Below are 17477 nucleotides of genomic sequence, written 5' to 3' on the forward strand. Positions count from 1 at the left end.
CGTTTAGAAGCTGCATATTGCAAGCCTCTAAACAATGAATAACCTTTAATAAGATTAAACAGTAGCCTGTAGCTTGGTATTAACAGCTAGGGCCATTTTTATTACGTGCGTTTGCCAATGTGCGGGCAATTTCAAGCAGTGCAGGGGTGATGTCATCAGCGCCGTCTTTAATTAATTTGGTTACATCGCCTGATGAATATAAGCTATCGCGCGGCGACTTAATACCAAGTTCGCGCACAAAGTCTTTTGTTTTACCTGTGCTGCCTGTTTCAATAAATTTAAATATAATACGCTCGTTGTTACTTTTTGGCTCGGCCTGTAACACGGCAATTTCTTCTTTATAGGCTTCTATTCGACTTTGCAAAATGTCGATACGTTGTTCAATAGTGCTGTATGATTTCATGGGGTACTTTTCTAAATTAACTAAAAATAATACCCGTATTATCGCATACATTAGCAATGGCGCGCGCTAACCTTTATAGTAAAAGTTATTTTTATTTAAAAACAATAATTTATATAAGTTACAACATGCATAAAACAATAAAAAAGTTACTCACATTAAGTGCATTTAGCCTAACCGCGAGTTTAATATCACCATTAAGCTTTGCTGATGATGATGTAATAGTGGATCAAAGCCGCAATCGAACCATCCCTATAAATATCACATACCCCAATGAGAGTAATCAATGCAGCGTACACGCAAAGTGCCCTGTAGCATTTGTAAATGCAGGCTACGGCATTAGCCACAATGACTACACGTTTGCGAGTAAGCTATTTAATGCACAGGGTTATTTAAGCATTGCAGTCGCGCATGAGCTAAAAACCGACCCTGCGATTAATCGCATACAGCCTTATTTAACCACCCGCATGGAAAACTGGCATCGCGGTGTAGTTACCCTTAAATTTTTAGTTAATCAGCTAAGTGCTCAATACCCTGAGTATAACTTTTCTCAGCTCACGTTATTTGGCCACTCAAACGGCGGCGATATATCTGCTTTATATGCTTCGATTTACCCAAATGAAGTAAGCCAAATGATTACCCTCGATCACCGCCGCATGTTGATCCCACGTAATAAAAACATACGCGTGCTTACACTGCGTGGTAGTGATTACCCAGCCGATGCGAATGTTTTATTAAATGAAACAGAGCTAAAAAGCTTCCCTGTAAGCCAAGTATTGATTGAAAAATCGCGCCATAACGATATGTACGACGGCGGGCCAAAATGGCTGGTGGATAGAATGAGTAAAGAAATGACCGTATTTATAAGTAGTAATCAGCTAAACTTCTTGGACTAAAAGATGGAATTATATGAGCAAGTAGGTCGGGAATTTGTTAATGGTAATTATACTTGTGATTTAAATAAATTAACTTGGACACAAGCTTTTACATTTATATTAAGAGAATACCACGACTTAGATATTCAAAAAGATAAAGTCCATCTTCTATGGACAGAAAACGGCGGTCACTTAAGGCGTAAACTGAATCGCCCCGAGTTCATCGGAGACCAGTTTGTTTAAGTCAGGCCACTTTACCTGACTCGTTTAAATTATCATAGTAGTCTGTTTCATATTGAGCTGGTGAAATATACCCAATTGAAGATAATAAGCGTTGATTATTAAACCAATTGACCCACTCTAACGTTGCGTATTCAACAGCATCAACATTCTTCCACGGGCCATTTCTGCGAATAATCTCTGTTTTAAATAATCCATTTATTGTTTCAGCCAATGCATTGTCATAAGAGTCACCCACACTGCCTACAGACGCTTGAATTCCAGCTTCAGCAAGTCGCTCAGTGTATCGTATAGACAAATATTGGCTGCCTCTGTCGCTGTGGTGAATTAACCCTTCGGGGTTGCCACGATGCCAAATAGCTTGCTCTAACGCATCAAGAATAAGCTCTGTGTGCATTGTCGTTGATACACGCCAACCTACAATGTATCGTGAAAAAACATCTATCACGAAAGCGACATAAACAAACCCACTCCATGTGGCAACATAGGTGATGTCAGCTACCCAAAGTTGATTTGGCTGCTCAGCAGTAAATTGACGATTAACTAAATCAAGTGGCTTATCTTGTTGCTCGTCAGGTATCGTTGTCTTATGTGCTTTACCCCGACGAACACCTTGAATTCCCATAACTCGCATCAATCGTTCGACTGTACAGCGGGCGACTTGATGGTCGTCAAGCTGTAGCTGCTTCCATATTTTTCTTGCACCATAAACTGACATATTATCCTCCCACACTTCGCGAATGAGTATTATCAGCTCAGCATCACGCTTTTTGCGGTTAGACAGTCGCTCAGGCTCTCTTTGTATCTGTTTATGAGAATAATACGTTGATGGTGCAATCGGCAATTCCTTGCAAATTGACTCGACACCGTAATGCTCTCTGCAAGCATCAATAAAATCCACTATTACTTCTGTTTGCGGTCGAGCTCCGCTTGGGCGAAAAAAGCGGCAGCTTGCCTCAGGATATCATTCGTTCGCTTGAGCTCTTTATTCTCGCGCTCTAAGACGGCAAGGCGTTCTTCAGTTGATTGCGTATTAGAAGAGGGTTTAGACGGTTGAGCTTGAGATTTCTTGACCCATGCTCTAAGTGTTTCTGGGGTACATCCCAGTTTATCTGAAATCGATACTAGCGCAGCCCAAAGAGAAGGGTATTCATGCTGTTGTGTGGTAACAAGCCTAATTGCACGTTCACGAAATTCTGATGTATAGCGATTTGATTTTTTCATAGTTCCAGTTTCTCAAGTTATTGAGTCTCTGGCAAACACGGGGCGATTCAAACTTTCAAATGATAAACTTTTACTGAATGTATTAAAGTTAACTCTGCCAACCTACAGTGGAAATGGATTGGTTTTGTATCGAGGTGAATGTCATTTTTTATACCAACAAAATAAAATAGGTTTTTGTTGGACTCCTCTTCAAAGTGTTGCAGAAGCTTTTGCCAGTGGTCTAAATGCTATTGAGTCAGGTGGCGTCCTTTTAAAAGCTTATGCCCCAACGCCTGCGATTTTATCCGCTCCAAATAAGCATAGCTCTGACCAAATGGGGGAGTTTGAGTATACTTGTGATCCTAACTTGTTAGAGAATATTAAGACCGTTCAATTTTTTAAAAAAATTGAATCTTAGTTATTGCTTTTCGTATATAGCGCAGCCACAGCTGCGCTATTTTTGTTTTAGTTACTCAACTAATTCACTTACTACAATTGGGCTGTTATGCAGGGTTTTATGCACTGGGCATTTGTCGGCTATTTCTAGCAGACGCTGGCGCTGTGCTTCGGTTAAGTCGCCGCGTAGGGTAATTTTACGGGTAATGGCCTCTAGGTTTTGGGTACATTCGCCGTTGTCGCAATCTTTGTAATAGTCGCGGGTGTGTTCAAGCTCTACTTTTATATGATCAAGCGGCAGCTTTTTTAAGGTTGCATACATACGCAATGTCATTGAGGTACACGCGCCTAGGCCTGCGAGTATATGGTCGTAAGGATCGGGGCCTAAATTACTGCCACCTACTTTTAATGGCTCATCGGCAAGCCATGTATGATCTTTAGTACTTACGTGCTGAGTAAATATATGATCTTTTTCTTCAACCAGTACTTTGCCGTTTTCTAATTTTGCGCTGTAGTTGCTTTGCTCGTATTTAACGTAGCGGTTTGCCCAATTAGCAATTAGCGTAGCAGCGTACTCGGCATCGTTTTTATTACTTAGTAAGTGGTCGGCGTTATCGAGGCTAATAAAGCTTTTTGGGTGTTTGGCTGATGCGTAAATTTTCTCGGCTTCTGAAATATTAACCGTGGCATCAACAGGGGAATGCATAACTAAAAGTGCGCGTTTTAATTTGCCTATATGGCTACGGTCGTACTTTGCAATATCCTCTACAAATTGTTTTTTTATGGTAAATTCGCGCCCAGCTAAGCTAACTTTAGCTTCACCTGCGGCGTTTATTTCGTCTAAATGGGCTTCAAAGTTATGTGCAACGTGTTGTGCATCTGAAGGAGCGCCAATTGTTGTAATAGCCGATACCTCAGGAATATGCGCTGCAGCAGCCAGTACGGCAGCGCCGCCTAAGCTGTGGCCAATTAATAACTGCGGCGCATCAAAGTGCGTACGCAGGTGATCGGCTGCGGCCACTAAATCTTGAATATTTGATGAGAAGTTACTGTTTGCAAAGTCGCCGTCGCTATTGCCAAGGCCGGTAAAGTCAAAGCGCAGTACGGCAATACCCTGTTGGGTAAGGGCGCGGCTTATGCGCGTAGCGGCAGCAATATCTTTACCACAGGTAAAGCAGTGTGCAAATAAAGCATAAAACTTTACATCGCCGGCTGGGCGTTCAAGCTGGCCTGCAAGTTCTAAATCGCCGCTTTTAAAAGATACTTTTTGTCGCATAGAAGAGCCTTAGTGTTTCATTAAATTACGTTACAATAATAGATAAGATATAAGCACTAACTAGTGTAATTTCAATGTTTATTATGCTTTGATCTTGATCAAGCAAACTGCTTACTATTTCATCGTGAGGACATTTGTCCTTATGTTTTTTGGGTGGTTTGTCTATCCTCGCACAGCGCTATAATGAAGGTTTTGCTACTTTATATTGGCTAATTAGCTATATTTTAAAGCAGCTCACTTCTAACAACCTATTCACTGGAACGTACAATGCAATTACCTACTGTTGATTATAAAGCTCCCGATGCGGCTGCTCACTTTGTTGAATCGTTAAGAAACACCGGTTTTGGTGTATTAAAAAATCACCCAATCCCGCAATCTTTAGTTGAGTCTATTTACGAAAAATGGCAAGACTTTTTTAATTCAGAGCAAAAGCACGACTTTTTATTTTCTAAAGAAACGCAAGACGGTTATTTCCCGCCTTCTGTATCTGAGGTAGCTAAAGGCTTTACGGTAAAAGACATTAAAGAGTACTTTCATGTTTACCCTAAAGGTCGCGTGCCTGCAGAGCTTGAAGCCGACGTACGTGAGTACTACCGCTTAGCTAACGAATTTGCAGCAACGCTTTTAAGCTGGGTTCAAGCAGAGGCACCAGCCGATGTACGTGCTAAGTTTTCTATCGATTTAAAAGACATGATTGCTGATTCTGAGCAGACATTGTTACGCATTTTACATTACCCGCCAATGACAGGTGATGAAGAGCCAGGTGCAATTCGCGCTGCGGCACATGGTGATATTAACTTATTAACTGTGTTACCTGCATCGAACGAGCCAGGTCTGCAAGTACAAAAAACAGATGGCGGTTGGTTAGATGTGCCATGTGACTTTGGTAGCTTAATTATTAATATTGGTGACATGCTACAAGAAGCGTCGGGCGGGTACTTCCCATCGACTATTCACCGTGTAATAAACCCAACGGGTAAAGCGTCGACTAAGTCGCGTATTTCTTTACCGCTGTTTTTACACCCACGTCCTGATGTTGTGCTTTCTGAGCGTTACACGGCAGACAGCTACCTACAAGAGCGATTACGCGAGCTAGGTGTTAAATAACGTTATATTTATTGAGTTAAATATAAACCAAAAGCGGCTTTTAGCCGCTTTTGTTGTTTTTAAGCAAGGTTATACCAATCCGCAATAATGTTGAATCATTTTTAGGGGCTAAACGTGTCGCTATCTGCGTTAAAAAATTCTCATTTANATGGATGCAGAAGGTAGAGCAATGCAGGAGCAATTGCCGAGAACAACTAAATAACGAATTTATTGTCTAGCTATCAACACGTTTATCTATTCTCAAAATAGATCACTTAATTAAGCGGATTGGTATTAATTTTTTGGGTAAGTTTGTTTCATTATTAAAACCGACTCAGCAATTATTTGCTCAAGTATAGCTAAATCGATATTTTCCAATTTTGTCACGTACAAACAGCTTTTACCTAGGCTATGTTTACCAAGCTTATTTAATAATGCCGCTATTTTGGGGTGATCAAAGCCAGGCATAATATAAATAGAAAGCTTAGTTTTGCGTGGTGAAAACCCTGTGATTGGCCATTCACCTGTGCGGCCGGAGTCGTACTTATAGCTGTATTGGTCAAACCCTATAATATCTTTACCCCATACAACAGGCTTTGCCCCTGTGACTTTTTCAAACAGGGTTAGTAAGGTTTGTGTGTCTTCAATACGCTTTGAATCTATACTTTCTAGGCATTGCTTAAGTGTTATTTGGTTTGCTTTAGTTTTTAATGTCATAGCGTTGATTTGTATTGTTATTAGCTACTCTAAGGTTAGCACTTAATTTGCTAAGTGAATATTTCCATGCATTTCTAAGTTAGTTGCGTATAATGCGCCCTTGGCCGGTTTGGCCTTTATTTTATTGAGAGATTTTATGAGTTTTGATGGTTTAGGTTTATCACAGTCTTTAGTTAACGCGGTTTTAGAAAAGGGCTATGAAACGCCAACGCCTATTCAGGCTCAAGCAATTCCTGCAATTATTGAACGTCGCGATGTGATGGCGGCTGCACAAACAGGCACAGGTAAAACCGCCGGTTTTACGTTACCGCTTATTGAACGTTTATCGTCAGGCCCTAAAGCTAAAAGTAACCACGTACGTGCCCTTATTTTAGCGCCTACGCGTGAGCTGGCTTTGCAGGTAAGCGAAAACGTTGAAGAATACGCTAAGCACTCTGATGTAAGTTCGTTTGTAGTGTACGGCGGCGTAAAAATAAACCCACAAATGCAGCGCCTTCGTAAAGGGGTTGATATTTTAGTGGCCACGCCTGGGCGTTTAATCGATTTACATAATCAAAACGCTGTTAAGTTTGATAATGTTGAAGTGCTGGTACTTGATGAAGCGGACCGCATGCTTGATATGGGCTTTATTCACGACATTAAACGCCTGATTGCTAAAATGCCGCCTAAACGCCAAAACTTAATGTTTTCGGCAACGTTTTCAGATGATATACGTGCATTAGCAAAAGGGTTAATTAACGACCCTGTTGAAATATCAGTTGCGGCAAAAAACACCACTGCTAAAAGCGTAACGCAAAGCGTTTACGCTGTTGATAAATCGCGTAAAACCGCATTACTTAGCCATTTAATTCGTAGCAACGATTGGCAACAAGTATTAGTGTTTAGTCGTACCAAGCACGGTGCAAACCGTTTAGTTAAACAGCTTGAGCGCGACGACATAGTAGGCGCCGCTATTCATGGTAATAAATCACAAGGTGCCCGTGTTAAAGCATTAGATGGCTTTAAAAGCGGTGAAGTACGCGTACTTGTAGCCACTGATATTGTGGCACGTGGCCTTGATATTGTTGAGCTTCCGCATGTGGTTAACTACGACTTACCAAACGTATACGAAGATTACGTTCACCGTATTGGCCGTACAGGCCGTGCTGGTGCATCAGGGCATGCTATTTCGTTTGTAACAGCCGATGATGCCGCTGATTTATACGGTATTGAACGTTTTATAGGTGAGCTAATTCCTCGCGCTGAAGAGCCTGGATTTGAACCAACTAGCCCAGTACCTGAGCGCGCATTAGATGCTCGCCCAATTAAACCTAAAAAGCCTAAAAAAGCAAAGCAGCCGTTTAACAAGCCTAAGTCTGATAAGCCGAACAGCAAAAAACCAAACAATGGGGGAAGCGGTACCGGCCCTCGTCGTGGTGGTTCTAAAAAACCAGCAGCCAAAACCGATGACAACGCACAAAGCCCATGGGCAAAGCGTCAATCGGTAGGTGGTAATGGCCAGCGCCGTCGTCGCCCAAATAACGATTAATCATTATTAAAAGATTGTATTGGCCTTTAATTAAACGCCAATACAAAAAACGCGCTACCTTTTTAATAGAAGTAGCGCGTTTTTTATTATCTGTAATTTATACTTACCTGATCAACGAATTAACGCCTAATCCTACAAACAAGGTAACGCTAACGCTTAATAAGGTGCCTAGCATAACGTACTCGGTGAGCTTTTTATCTTTACTGGCACTTAAATCGCCAAACCTAAATACCGACTTGGCAGCTAGCAAAAAGCCAAGCCCAGCAAATTGATCAAGTAATATAAAGCTCAGCATAAGTACTCGCTCTATCATGCCAATGCTTTGTCCGGCCAACGGTAAGCTGCCCTCACTTGAAAAGTTAGCGGTGAGCCTTTCAAGCATCATTCTTATAAATACGGCACTTGGGCTTAATATAATTAAATATCCGCATACAACCCAAAGCACTTTAGGGTTTGTGGCAAGTGCGCTTACGTACGCGATTAAACTTTGGTTATCAGTTATATAAATACACAGCGCTATTATTACGGCTATATGCGCTATTTGGTCGAGTAAAAAGGGCACAACCCCTTTATTTGAATACGACTTAGCAATATCTATTAGGTAGTGGCTAAGCATAATTGCAGCTGTTGAAAGTAACACGGTGCTTAGTTGTTGCCAGCCATAGCTATATTCCCAAAGCGCTAAAATAACGGCGCTAACCACACCGTGTACTAATACATGCAGGTAGAGCTTTTTAGCTTTAAAGTGGTGGGTGTTTCTATCGTTTACCCAGCTCATTGGTTGTAAAAAAAAGTCACTGACTAGGTGGCCTATAATTAATGTCACTAATAATAACGAAAACCCCATTACTCACTTCCTTTTGCAATCGTTGTTATGACCTGTTTAGCGTGTACTATAAATCGCTCTATAAGCTGATAATTTGCTAAATTAAGCAATTTAGTGACATTTTCGCGACTGGTGTTAAGCTCTTTTGCCAGTGCTGCATGACTGTTATCGGCCTGGGTTAAATACACGTAAAGCGCATTGGCTTGTTTTTGCGTTATTTTGCTAAGCAAGGTATCGACAAAGGCAAGGTTAAGGCTAAAACTTTCATCTAGGGCGTGCTTTGCTACCTGTAAGGTAAAGCGTTGGTTGGCTATTTTATCAAGGCCTTGCCCTGAGAGCACAAAGGCCGAGCCGGTGGCTGTTTTTATATCGCTGCGTAGGTTGTCTACCTCACCTAAGGCCATACTTTGGCGTAGCTCGTAACCTGCCGACTTTAAATGCAAATAAATGATAATAGCGGTTTTAATTAACTGCTCGCTTTGATTTATTTGTAACTGAAAAGCATCACCTCGGTATATGGTCCACAGTGAGGTATTATTACTAATTGCACGCAAACTTTGATCTAGCTGATAAAGCATGGCATCGTATTGCTGCTTAGGTATTTTTTGCGATTTAATTATATCGCCGCTGATCACACCAATCATAGAAATCCAAAAAGTAACTTAATGCAGTTACATAGAATCAGGTAACCAAATTTGGTTACATTTAGTTAAGTAACCAATTTAGGTTACTTAAAACAAAATTGCAAGGTTCACTCGTTAATGGCGTTTTATTTCAGCTGCGCTGAGCTGTGAGCACTTAAGGAAACAAATGACTTTACAAAACGATCAGCAAATCAGTAAGCCACGTGTCGGTATTTTTGTTGATGTACAAAACATTTATTACACGTGCCGCGAAAGTTACCGTAAAAACTTTGACTACAATGCATTTTGGGCGCACATGAAGCAGCAGTATTCTATAGATTGTGCATTTGCGTATGCCATTCACCGCGGTGATGAAAAACAAAACCAGTTTCAAAATATTTTGCGTGCTATTGGCTTTGAGGTAAAACTAAAGCCGTTTATTCAGCGCCGAGACGGCAGCGCAAAAGGGGATTGGGATGTAGGCATAACAATAGATATGCTAGAGCAAGGCAAAAACCTCGATAAAGTTATTTTGCTCTCTGGTGATGGCGATTTTGCGTTATTGCTAGGGCATTTAAAAAATCAATACAATGTACCGTGCGATGTCTACGGCGCCGATAAGTTAACCGCAGAGGTGCTTAAACAAAGTGCAGAACAGTTTCATTTAATTGATGATAGCTTGCTACTCTAAAGCATAAAATATAGCAGCTAAGTGCCTGCAACATGAGAGTTTTTAATAAAGAGCCTATATAGCTAATATAGGCTTTTTTTATTGCTGTAATAAATTGGGTTTACTCAGCGGTTATGGTAATTTTACGCCATACCATGTTATTGAGGACTCACATGCTTTATTACAGCGACATGCCATTAGACCGCGGGTCTAATTTTCGTAAAAACGCGGCGTGGTTAAACGCGCAAATGTCGGCACAAAGTAAGTGGCTTTTGGTGAATAATAACCACACTTTGTTTTATAAAGACGCAGCTCAAGTGTGCTACTTAACGTATCCGCAAATTGCCCATTTAGATTTATCAAACGCTATTTATTTAGGCTCAAATACTGAGCAACAGGGTGTGTTTGCGTTAGATGTTTCAGCCATACACGATGACGAACTCAAGTGCGTTATAGGCGACGCACAGTTTTTTGATATACGCCAATATGGCCCTCACGTTGATATACAAGATGGCTCTATCGCCGCTCTTGCCCGTGGCTTATGTTATTGGCATGCAACGCATAGTTTTTGTGGGCGTTGTGGCAGTAAAAATACATTAATAGAAGCAGGGCATTCTCGCCTATGTGAAAACGAGCACTGCAAGCACCCTACATTTCCACGCACTGACCCTGCAGTAATTATGGTGGTTACTAAAGTATTTGAAGATGGAATAGAGCGTTGTTTATTGGGTCGCCAAGCAATATGGCAACAAGGTATGTATTCGTCATTGGCAGGCTTTGTAGACCCAGGTGAAACACTAGAGCAAGCTGTAGCGCGCGAAGTTAAAGAAGAAGCCGGTATTGACGTTGATAATGTACGTTATATTGCCTCGCAACCTTGGCCATTTCCTTCCTCTATTATGTTGGGTTTTATTGCACAGGCTAAAACTGAGCAAATAAACGTAGATAAAGATGAATTAGACGATGCCAAATGGTTTACGCGCGAAGAAGTTAAGGCGTTTGGCAATATGGGCGATGAAGGCGATCATTATAAACTCCCTCGGGTCGATTCAATTTCGCGTTTTTTAATTGAACAATGGCTTTCAAATAAGGCTTAAGGATTGGTAATGGCGACAAGCAAAAATAAAAATACCCAGTTAGTATCAACGGGGCGTAAAAAAGTCTACACCCATGGTGTGGTAAATCCCGTAGTACAGCGCGCTTCTACAATTGTATTTGACAGCGTGGCCGAATTAAAAGAAGCCGCTAAAACCCGCGGAGATAAAACATTATTTTATGGCCGCCGTGGCACAACTACACATTTTGCACTGCAAGAGGCGATAACCGAGCTTGAAGGCGGCGAAGGCTGCGCACTTTACCCATGCGGCGCTGCGGCAATAAGCCAAGCGTTATTGTCGTTTGTAAAAGCGGGCGATCATATTTTAATGGTTGATAACGTGTATGAACCTACGCGTGATTTTTGCGATAAAATTTTAGCGGGGTTAGGTGTTACCACCACTTATTACCCACCCACGATTGGCGCAGGTATTGAGGCGTATATTCAGCCAAACACAAAAGTGCTGTTTTTAGAATCGCCTGGCTCTATAACCATGGAAATACAAGATGTACCTGCCATGGTTAAAGTAGCCAATGAGCATAATATTATGACCATGCTTGATAACACCTACGGCAATGGCTTGCATTACCGCCCACTTGAACACGGTGTAGATATTAGTATTCAAGCAGCAACTAAGTATATTGTTGGCCACTCTGATGTAATGATGGGTGTAGCAGTGGCAAATAAAAAGTACTGGCCAACCCTGCGTGAGCAATCGTACTTATTAGGGCAATGCACCAGCGCAGATGATGCCTATTTAGCGCTTAGAGGCTTACGCACTATGGCAGTGCGTTTAAATCAGCACGAAAAGGCGGCTATAGAGGTGGCAAAATGGCTTGAGCAACATGAGTTAGTTGATCATATTCGCCATCCTGCATTTGCAAGCTGCCCTGGACATGAATTTTTTAAGCGCGACTTTGATGGCAGCAATGGGTTGTTTTCATTTGTAATGAAAACCGGTAACCAAAAAGCTATTGATGCGTTTTTAGATAGCCTTGAGCACATTAAAATGGGTTTTTCGTGGGGCGGCTTTGAAAGTTTAGTCACCGCCAATTTGACCATGAAAGGTTTACGTTCGAACACCGGTTGGGATTTAGGCCCTGTTATTCGCTTGCATATTGGCCTTGAAGACATTGATGATTTAATTAATGACTTAAGCCAAGCACTTGAGGTATACCAACAGCATTTATAAAAATAGGCTAAATAAACAAAGTTTGGCCTGTTACATTTAAACGGTTTGTTACAAAGCTCACGTATTGTGAGCTTTTTTTTGCTGGTAATTCAAGGTGTTTACACTTACTGTTGTTACATTACGCTTTATTTTAAAGCATGAGCAACGTCATTAAGGAAAGCCAATGGCAACATCATCATTAGTGAACATAGGGCGATTAACCCAAATAGCGGGTTTTGAGCTAATACGTATGTTTTTAACCAAGCGCGGCTTAATTGCTATGGCCGCCTTTGCCCTTGTGTGGTTACTTATTTTACGCTACCCGATAGGCCAAGCCGTCAGCATTATTAGTGCCCCCAATTTTGAACAAATGGCACGCGATATTTCAGGCAGTATTGGTTTAAGTAAGTTGCTTGATTGGCCTGAGGCCGAATTTGCTATGTACTGGCTAGTCGCTTTGTATAGCTTTCCGCTGTTTGCTATTTTTATATCAAGCGATCAAACCGTTGGCGATAGAGAGCGCGGCACATTACGGTTTTTATCATTGCGCTCTACACGGTTTGAAATTTTATTTGGCCGTTTTTTAGGTCAGCTTGGCGTGTTAGCGTGTTTATTAGCTATTACCCTAGTGGCAACCCTTGGCGTACTTGGTTACAGAGAGCCTAGCCTATTAATGGGTGGGTTAAGCCGTGCGGTTTCTATATTTATAATAATGGTGGTGGTACTTAGCCCGTTTGTGGCATTAATGAGTTTGATTAACACGTTTGCTCGCTCGTCGCGTTTAGCAATTGTATTAGCCATTTTATATTTTGCTGGTGGCGGCATTATTGTGGGTATATTGGCGTGGCAAGTACCGGCTCTAAATGCGCTCGATTACCTTTTCCCTGGGGTTAATTCTGAGCTTTTAGCTGGGCAAAACCTACCTTTATTGAGTGCCTTAGGTGTGCCGCTTATTCAAAGCGCTGTATTTATAGCGATTGCGCATCGAATATTTACAAGGAGTTCGCTATGAGCGTATTAATAAAAGCCAGCGGCTTGAGTAAATCGTATGGCGCAAAGCAAGCACTTAACAACGTAAGCTTTGAAATTCAAAAAGGCGCACCTGTGGCGTTAGTGGGCCCTAATGGCGCCGGTAAAACCACATTATTTAGTTTATTGTGCGGCTATATTAACCCAAGCCACGGTGAGCTCAGTATTTTAGGGCATAAGCCTGGTAGTGCAGCGTTGTTCAACCAAGTGAGTGCATTACCGCAAGATGCGCAGTTAGATCCGCGTTTTAATATAGATAAGCAACTGGCGTTTTATGGCAAGCTTCAAGGCATGGGCGCTAAACAAAGCCACAATGAAGCGCTGCGCGTACTTGATTTGGTAGGCTTAAAAGAAGTCGCTAAACAGCGTGCGGGCGATTTATCTCACGGTATGCGCAAACGGGTTACGATAGCGCAAGCGCTGATTGGCTCGCCGAAAATAGTGATGCTTGATGAAGCCACAGCAGGGCTTGACCCTATTCATGCCAGAGAGGTGCGAGAGCTGGTATCGAGTTTAAGCGATGAAGCCACCTTTATTTTAAGTTCGCACGATTTAACCGAACTTGAGCGATTATGCTCCCAAGTGCTCCACCTAGATAAGGGCATTTTGAGCGAGCACCAAACAAAAGACAACAATACGCATACTCACTTTTATACCTTAATGCTCAACGAGGCGTATCAAAATGTGGAGCAGCAACTGCAGGCGTTAGCAGGTGTAAGCCGTGTGTATATGAGCCAACATAAAGAATACGTGATTGAGTACCAGCCAACTGGTGAGCCACTTGATATTGCTTTATTAAACTTTTGCCATCAACAAAACTGGCAATATAGGCAGTTAGTAAATGGTCACACCTTAGAAAATCAAATATTTACACAGGAGAAAGCATAATGGGACTACTCAGTGGTTTAATCGGAAATGCAAGCGAAGTAGATGATTCTGATTTAGAAAAAGTACTTGCCAATACCCTAATAGATGGCGAACAAGTAGAAAAAGCCTATAAGGTGATTCGCGATATGTTTATTTTTACTAATAAGCGTTTAATTTTAATTGATAAGCAAGGTATGACCGGCTCTAAAATGGAAATGGTGAGTATTGCTTATTCTAAAATTACTAAGTTCAGTAAAGAAAGTGCAGGGCACTTTGATTTAGATGCCGAGCTTAAAATTTGGATTGGTTCAGACCCAACGCCTATTAGTAAAGAGTTTAAATCGGGCGATAATATTAACGAAGTTTATCGTGTAATAAGTCAGCATGCGCTTTAGTTTGCTGAACATGTTTTAAGTAGTTGTTGACTATATGTTGCAACTACTTTAAATTTACAGTTTCTTACACCTACTTACAATTAACTTAATAAATACAACTGCTTAATTAAGTTTTCATTCAGTTTCTCAGCGTTAGCATGTCCCCACTTTAGTCAATGAGCTAAAGCATAAAAAGCAATGCACAAAGGGAAGTCTTACAATGAAAAAATTAGCAGTTATTATTTCAAGCATTTTATTATCTAGCACTGCGGCTGCTGCAGACAGCTACAATTCAATCAGTAATTTAAGCTACAAAGATAGCGATAACAACGACACCGTTGCTGTAGATTCTATTTATTACCTATCTCCTAAAAAAACATTAGGTCCGTACGATCAGTTTGAGTACATTAATAAACAAACTAACGTTTACGGCAGTTATGCTGATGACGACTTTGGCGATGTTACTAACATTGGTGGCGAATACTTTATTAATGAATTTGTTGTTGGCGCATCTTACGAAAACCTTGACCCAGATTCGGGCTCTAACGGTGAGCTTTACAAGCTAACTGGTGGCTACTTCTTTAACCCTGATTTATTAGCAAAAGTAACGCTTGTTGAAAACAAAGACGGCGATGACTTTGCTTTGTTTGATTTAGCATACAACCACATGCTAAACAGCACAGACTACGTAGGTGTAACACTTACATCTGATGACGACTTTGATTACCGCGCTGTTGCAGCTAAGTACTTTATTGACTTACAGCAAGGTAACTTTTTAACGTTTGAAGGTAAATACGAGAGCATTGAAGATGCAGAAAACCAGTGGGTAGCAGAAACTAACTACTACTTCTCAAAAGCAACCTCGGTATTTGCTAACTACAACAAGCAAGATACATACAGCTTTGGTGCTCAGCACTTCATCAATAAAAACATTGGTCTTAAAGTAGGTTACGAGAACAATGCAGATGACTCTGATAACGATGCATACTTTGCAAACATGCGTTTTCAGTTTTAATTAAGCCCTGTACTTAATTAAAAGCATAAAAAGCCCGCTACTGTAGCGGGCTTTGATGTTTTTAACTTAAATTAACCGTGGTAAACGTTTTACCAGCCGCAATTACGGTCTTTGTTCTGCTCATCTAAATAGCGTTGCAGCGGTGCAAAGTAATCAAGCATAGCGGTTGCATCCATTTGCGGCTTGCCAGTGATGGTTTCAAGGGCTTCTTGCCATGGACGAGAAGAGCCCATTTCTAGCATAGCGTTTAGCTTATCCCCCGCTTCTTTTGAATTATAAATAGAGCAGCGGTGAATAGCTTTATCGTTACCGGCTATTTCACATAAGCTACGGTGAAATTCAAACTGTAAAATATGCGCTAAAAAGTAACGTGTATAAGGGGTGTTGCCCGGTACGTGGTATTTAGCACCTGGATCAAAGTCATCTTCGCTACGTGCAATAGGCGCTTTAACACCTTGGTATTTTTCACGTAGCTCCCACCACGCTTTATTATAATCTTGTGGCTTTACTTGGCCCGAAAATACCTGCCAGCGCCATTGATCAACCATTAAGCTAAAGGGCACAAAGGCGACTTTATCTAGCGCCATTTTCATTAGTAAGCCAATGTCTTTTGACTCATCAGGTACTTGCTCAAGTAAACCAATCTCTTTTAAGTAACCGGGTGTAACCGATAAAGCAATGGTGTCGCCAATGGCTTCGTGAAAACCATCGTTGGCACTTTCTTGATAAAATAAAGGCTGTTTATTATAAGCGCGCTGATAAAAGTTGTGGCCTAGCTCATGGTGAATAACAGAAAATTCTTCGCCGGTGCGTTGAATACACATTTTAATGCGTAAGTCGTCTTTGCTATCTATATTCCAAGCAGAGGCATGACACTGTACGTCTCTGTCTTTTGGTTTTACAAATAACGAACGCTCGTAAAAGGTCTCTGGCAATGGCTCAAACCCCATTGAGGTAAAAAAGGTTTCAGCACCTTTAATCATTTTTAGCTCGTCGTAATTATTTTTAGCTAATAGCTCGGTCACATCGTAACCCGGATCGGCGTTTTCTGGCGCGACCACATCGTAAATATTACCCCACGCTTGCGCCCACATGTTTCCTAATAAGTGCGCAGGAATAGGCTCATCTTGCACTACTTTGTCGGTGCCGTATTTTTCGCCTAATTTAGCGCGTACATGACAATGCAGTGAGTTATAAAGTGGCTTTACTTGCCCCCAAATGCGGTCAAGCTCGGTTGTAAAGTCATCGGCTGGCATATCATACTTGCTGCGCCACATTGCGCCGGTATCAGCATAACCTAGCTCTTTAGCCCCTTCGTTTGTTAGGGTTACTTGCTGCTCGTAAAGTGGGCGCATTGGCTTTGAAATTTGACGCCACCCTTGCCATAAATCAAGTAGCTCGTTGTAATCACGGCTGGTGGCCATTTTTGCGGTCATATCACCAAGGCTTAAACAGCTGCCATCGTCTTTACAGTATTTACCTTTACCGTATAAACCACCTAGCTCTGCCACAATAGTTGAAAGTTGGGCTGTTTTTTCGGCGTCCTGAGGAGCGGGTAAAGTAAGCGCAAGTTTAAGTTTATTAAGCTTGCGGCGTGCATCGTAATCAAGCGCTAAGTCGTCAAATTGGGCTGCCTGATTGGCTAAACGTACGACCGACTCGGTCATTTTACGATTAACCTCGGCAGATAACGCCGAGGTGTCGTGTGTTATAAAATTTGCGTAAATCCACTCAGCGCGGCTCGACTCTAGGTAAAGCTCGCTTAGCTCTTGCTCGGCTTTGGCAATAAATGCATTGGCATCTTGTTTTGTAAGGGGCTTCTCGGTCTGTGCTGAATCGGTAGTGTCTATGGCTATTTCTGCTTCGCAGGCGGTTAGTGCTAATGTACTTGCGACTATGAGGGCGCTCATACTTAATTTAAAGCGTGGCGTGTTCATTGTATTCCTTTGGTTTATTGTTATTAAGAAAGTGATAATAGCAGCGATGTTTAAAACAATAAAATTAATACGTTAAGGCGTGTGGTGCATCGCGCAATGATTGTATTTAAACTAAGATGGGTCATAATTAAGTTACTATTTTCATTCA

General features: G+C 41.5%; 19 protein-coding genes and 1 other annotated feature. Of the genes, 12 read left to right on the forward strand and 7 right to left on the reverse strand.

Features of this window, described 5'->3' with window-relative positions:
• Positions 1-79 precede the first annotated feature (79 nt).
• Complete coding sequence (locus tag AN390_RS14900) at positions 80-403, reverse strand: hypothetical protein (RefSeq protein WP_004588950.1); 324 nt, start codon at positions 401-403, stop codon at positions 80-82.
• A gap of 125 nt (positions 404-528) precedes the next feature.
• Between AN390_RS14900 and AN390_RS14905 the strand changes: the two genes are divergently transcribed.
• Positions 529-1296: an alpha/beta hydrolase gene (locus AN390_RS14905; RefSeq protein ID WP_055255259.1), complete on the forward strand. Its 768-nt coding sequence runs from the start codon at positions 529-531 to the stop codon at positions 1294-1296.
• 3 nt (positions 1297-1299) lie between these two features.
• Positions 1300-1518: a hypothetical protein gene (locus AN390_RS14910; RefSeq protein WP_055255243.1), complete on the forward strand. Its 219-nt coding sequence runs from the start codon at positions 1300-1302 to the stop codon at positions 1516-1518.
• A 1-nt stretch (position 1519) separates the two neighbouring features.
• Here AN390_RS14910 and AN390_RS14915 read toward each other — a convergent pair.
• A protein-coding gene (locus AN390_RS14915; protein WP_223230517.1) for an IS3 family transposase occupies positions 1520-2739 on the reverse strand; the annotation gives its coding sequence in 2 pieces (ribosomal slippage) (positions 1520-2451 and positions 2451-2739; 1221 coding nt in all).
• Positions 2345-2461: a sequence feature (AL1L pseudoknot), on the reverse strand. Its footprint overlaps the gene before it by 117 nt.
• A gap of 124 nt (positions 2740-2863) precedes the next feature.
• Here AN390_RS14915 and AN390_RS14925 point away from each other — a divergent pair.
• On the forward strand, positions 2864-3136 hold the full coding sequence (locus AN390_RS14925; protein ID WP_055255244.1) for a hypothetical protein: 273 nt from the start codon (positions 2864-2866) through the stop codon (positions 3134-3136).
• A 51-nt stretch (positions 3137-3187) separates the two neighbouring features.
• Here the strand turns inward: AN390_RS14925 and AN390_RS14930 are convergent, their stop codons facing one another.
• Positions 3188-4390, reverse strand: a complete 1203-nt coding sequence (locus tag AN390_RS14930) for a bifunctional alpha/beta hydrolase/OsmC family protein (protein WP_055255245.1) — start codon at positions 4388-4390, stop codon at positions 3188-3190.
• 267 nt (positions 4391-4657) lie between these two features.
• Here AN390_RS14930 and AN390_RS14935 point away from each other — a divergent pair, with 267 nt between their 5' ends.
• Positions 4658-5497, forward strand: coding sequence for an isopenicillin N synthase family oxygenase (locus AN390_RS14935; RefSeq protein WP_004589526.1), 840 nt, complete (start codon positions 4658-4660; stop codon positions 5495-5497).
• A 273-nt stretch (positions 5498-5770) separates the two neighbouring features.
• On the opposite strand, the gene AN390_RS14940 is transcribed toward AN390_RS14935, so the two are convergent.
• The gene (locus AN390_RS14940) at positions 5771-6193 is read right to left on the reverse strand and encodes a DUF1801 domain-containing protein (RefSeq protein WP_054983884.1); all 423 of its coding nucleotides are present in this window, start codon (positions 6191-6193) and stop codon (positions 5771-5773) included.
• Between the two features lie 136 nt (positions 6194-6329).
• On the opposite strand from AN390_RS14940, the gene AN390_RS14945 reads away from it, so the two are divergent.
• The gene (locus tag AN390_RS14945) at positions 6330-7721 is read left to right on the forward strand and encodes a DEAD/DEAH box helicase (protein ID WP_055255246.1); all 1392 of its coding nucleotides are present in this window, start codon (positions 6330-6332) and stop codon (positions 7719-7721) included.
• Positions 7722-7824: 103 nt separating this feature from the next.
• Here AN390_RS14945 and AN390_RS14950 read toward each other — a convergent pair whose 3' ends face one another.
• The gene (locus tag AN390_RS14950) at positions 7825-8568 is read right to left on the reverse strand and encodes a DUF3307 domain-containing protein (protein WP_055255247.1); all 744 of its coding nucleotides are present in this window, start codon (positions 8566-8568) and stop codon (positions 7825-7827) included.
• Positions 8568-9191 carry a hypothetical protein gene (locus AN390_RS14955; RefSeq protein ID WP_055255248.1) on the reverse strand — a complete coding sequence of 208 codons (624 nt, stop codon included), beginning with the start codon at positions 9189-9191 and terminating at the stop codon, positions 8568-8570. Before AN390_RS14955 ends, AN390_RS14950 begins: the two co-directional genes overlap by 1 nt.
• A gap of 166 nt (positions 9192-9357) precedes the next feature.
• Between AN390_RS14955 and AN390_RS14960 the strand changes: the two genes are divergently transcribed.
• From AN390_RS14960 to AN390_RS14990, 7 genes are all read left to right on the forward strand, one after another.
• Complete coding sequence (locus AN390_RS14960) at positions 9358-9861, forward strand: NYN domain-containing protein (protein WP_004589523.1); 504 nt, start codon at positions 9358-9360, stop codon at positions 9859-9861.
• 152 nt (positions 9862-10013) lie between these two features.
• Positions 10014-10937, forward strand: coding sequence for an NAD(+) diphosphatase (nudC, locus tag AN390_RS14965; protein WP_055255249.1), 924 nt, complete (start codon positions 10014-10016; stop codon positions 10935-10937).
• A gap of 9 nt (positions 10938-10946) precedes the next feature.
• Positions 10947-12128, forward strand: a complete 1182-nt coding sequence (locus AN390_RS14970; protein ID WP_055255250.1) for a cystathionine beta-lyase — start codon at positions 10947-10949, stop codon at positions 12126-12128.
• A 163-nt stretch (positions 12129-12291) separates the two neighbouring features.
• Entirely contained in the window at positions 12292-13119 is an 828-nt protein-coding gene (locus AN390_RS14975; protein ID WP_055255251.1) for an ABC transporter permease, read from the forward strand.
• Positions 13116-14024, forward strand: a complete 909-nt coding sequence (locus AN390_RS14980; RefSeq protein ID WP_024033654.1) for an ABC transporter ATP-binding protein — start codon at positions 13116-13118, stop codon at positions 14022-14024. Before AN390_RS14975 ends, AN390_RS14980 begins: the two co-directional genes overlap by 4 nt.
• A complete protein-coding gene (locus AN390_RS14985) occupies positions 14024-14398 on the forward strand; it encodes a PH domain-containing protein (protein WP_055255252.1) in 375 nt (124 codons plus the stop codon). Before AN390_RS14980 ends, AN390_RS14985 begins: the two co-directional genes overlap by 1 nt.
• A gap of 199 nt (positions 14399-14597) precedes the next feature.
• Positions 14598-15392 carry a putative porin gene (locus AN390_RS14990; RefSeq protein ID WP_055255253.1) on the forward strand — a complete coding sequence of 265 codons (795 nt, stop codon included), beginning with the start codon at positions 14598-14600 and terminating at the stop codon, positions 15390-15392.
• An 89-nt stretch (positions 15393-15481) separates the two neighbouring features.
• Here AN390_RS14990 and AN390_RS14995 read toward each other — a convergent pair whose 3' ends face one another.
• On the reverse strand, positions 15482-17329 hold the full coding sequence (locus AN390_RS14995; RefSeq protein ID WP_055255254.1) for a M2 family metallopeptidase: 1848 nt from the start codon (positions 17327-17329) through the stop codon (positions 15482-15484).
• Between the last annotated feature and the right edge of the window lie 148 nt (positions 17330-17477).

It is taken from the genome of Pseudoalteromonas sp. P1-11, from assembly GCF_001399995.1.
Lineage (GTDB): Bacteria > Pseudomonadota > Gammaproteobacteria > Enterobacterales > Alteromonadaceae > Pseudoalteromonas > Pseudoalteromonas atlantica.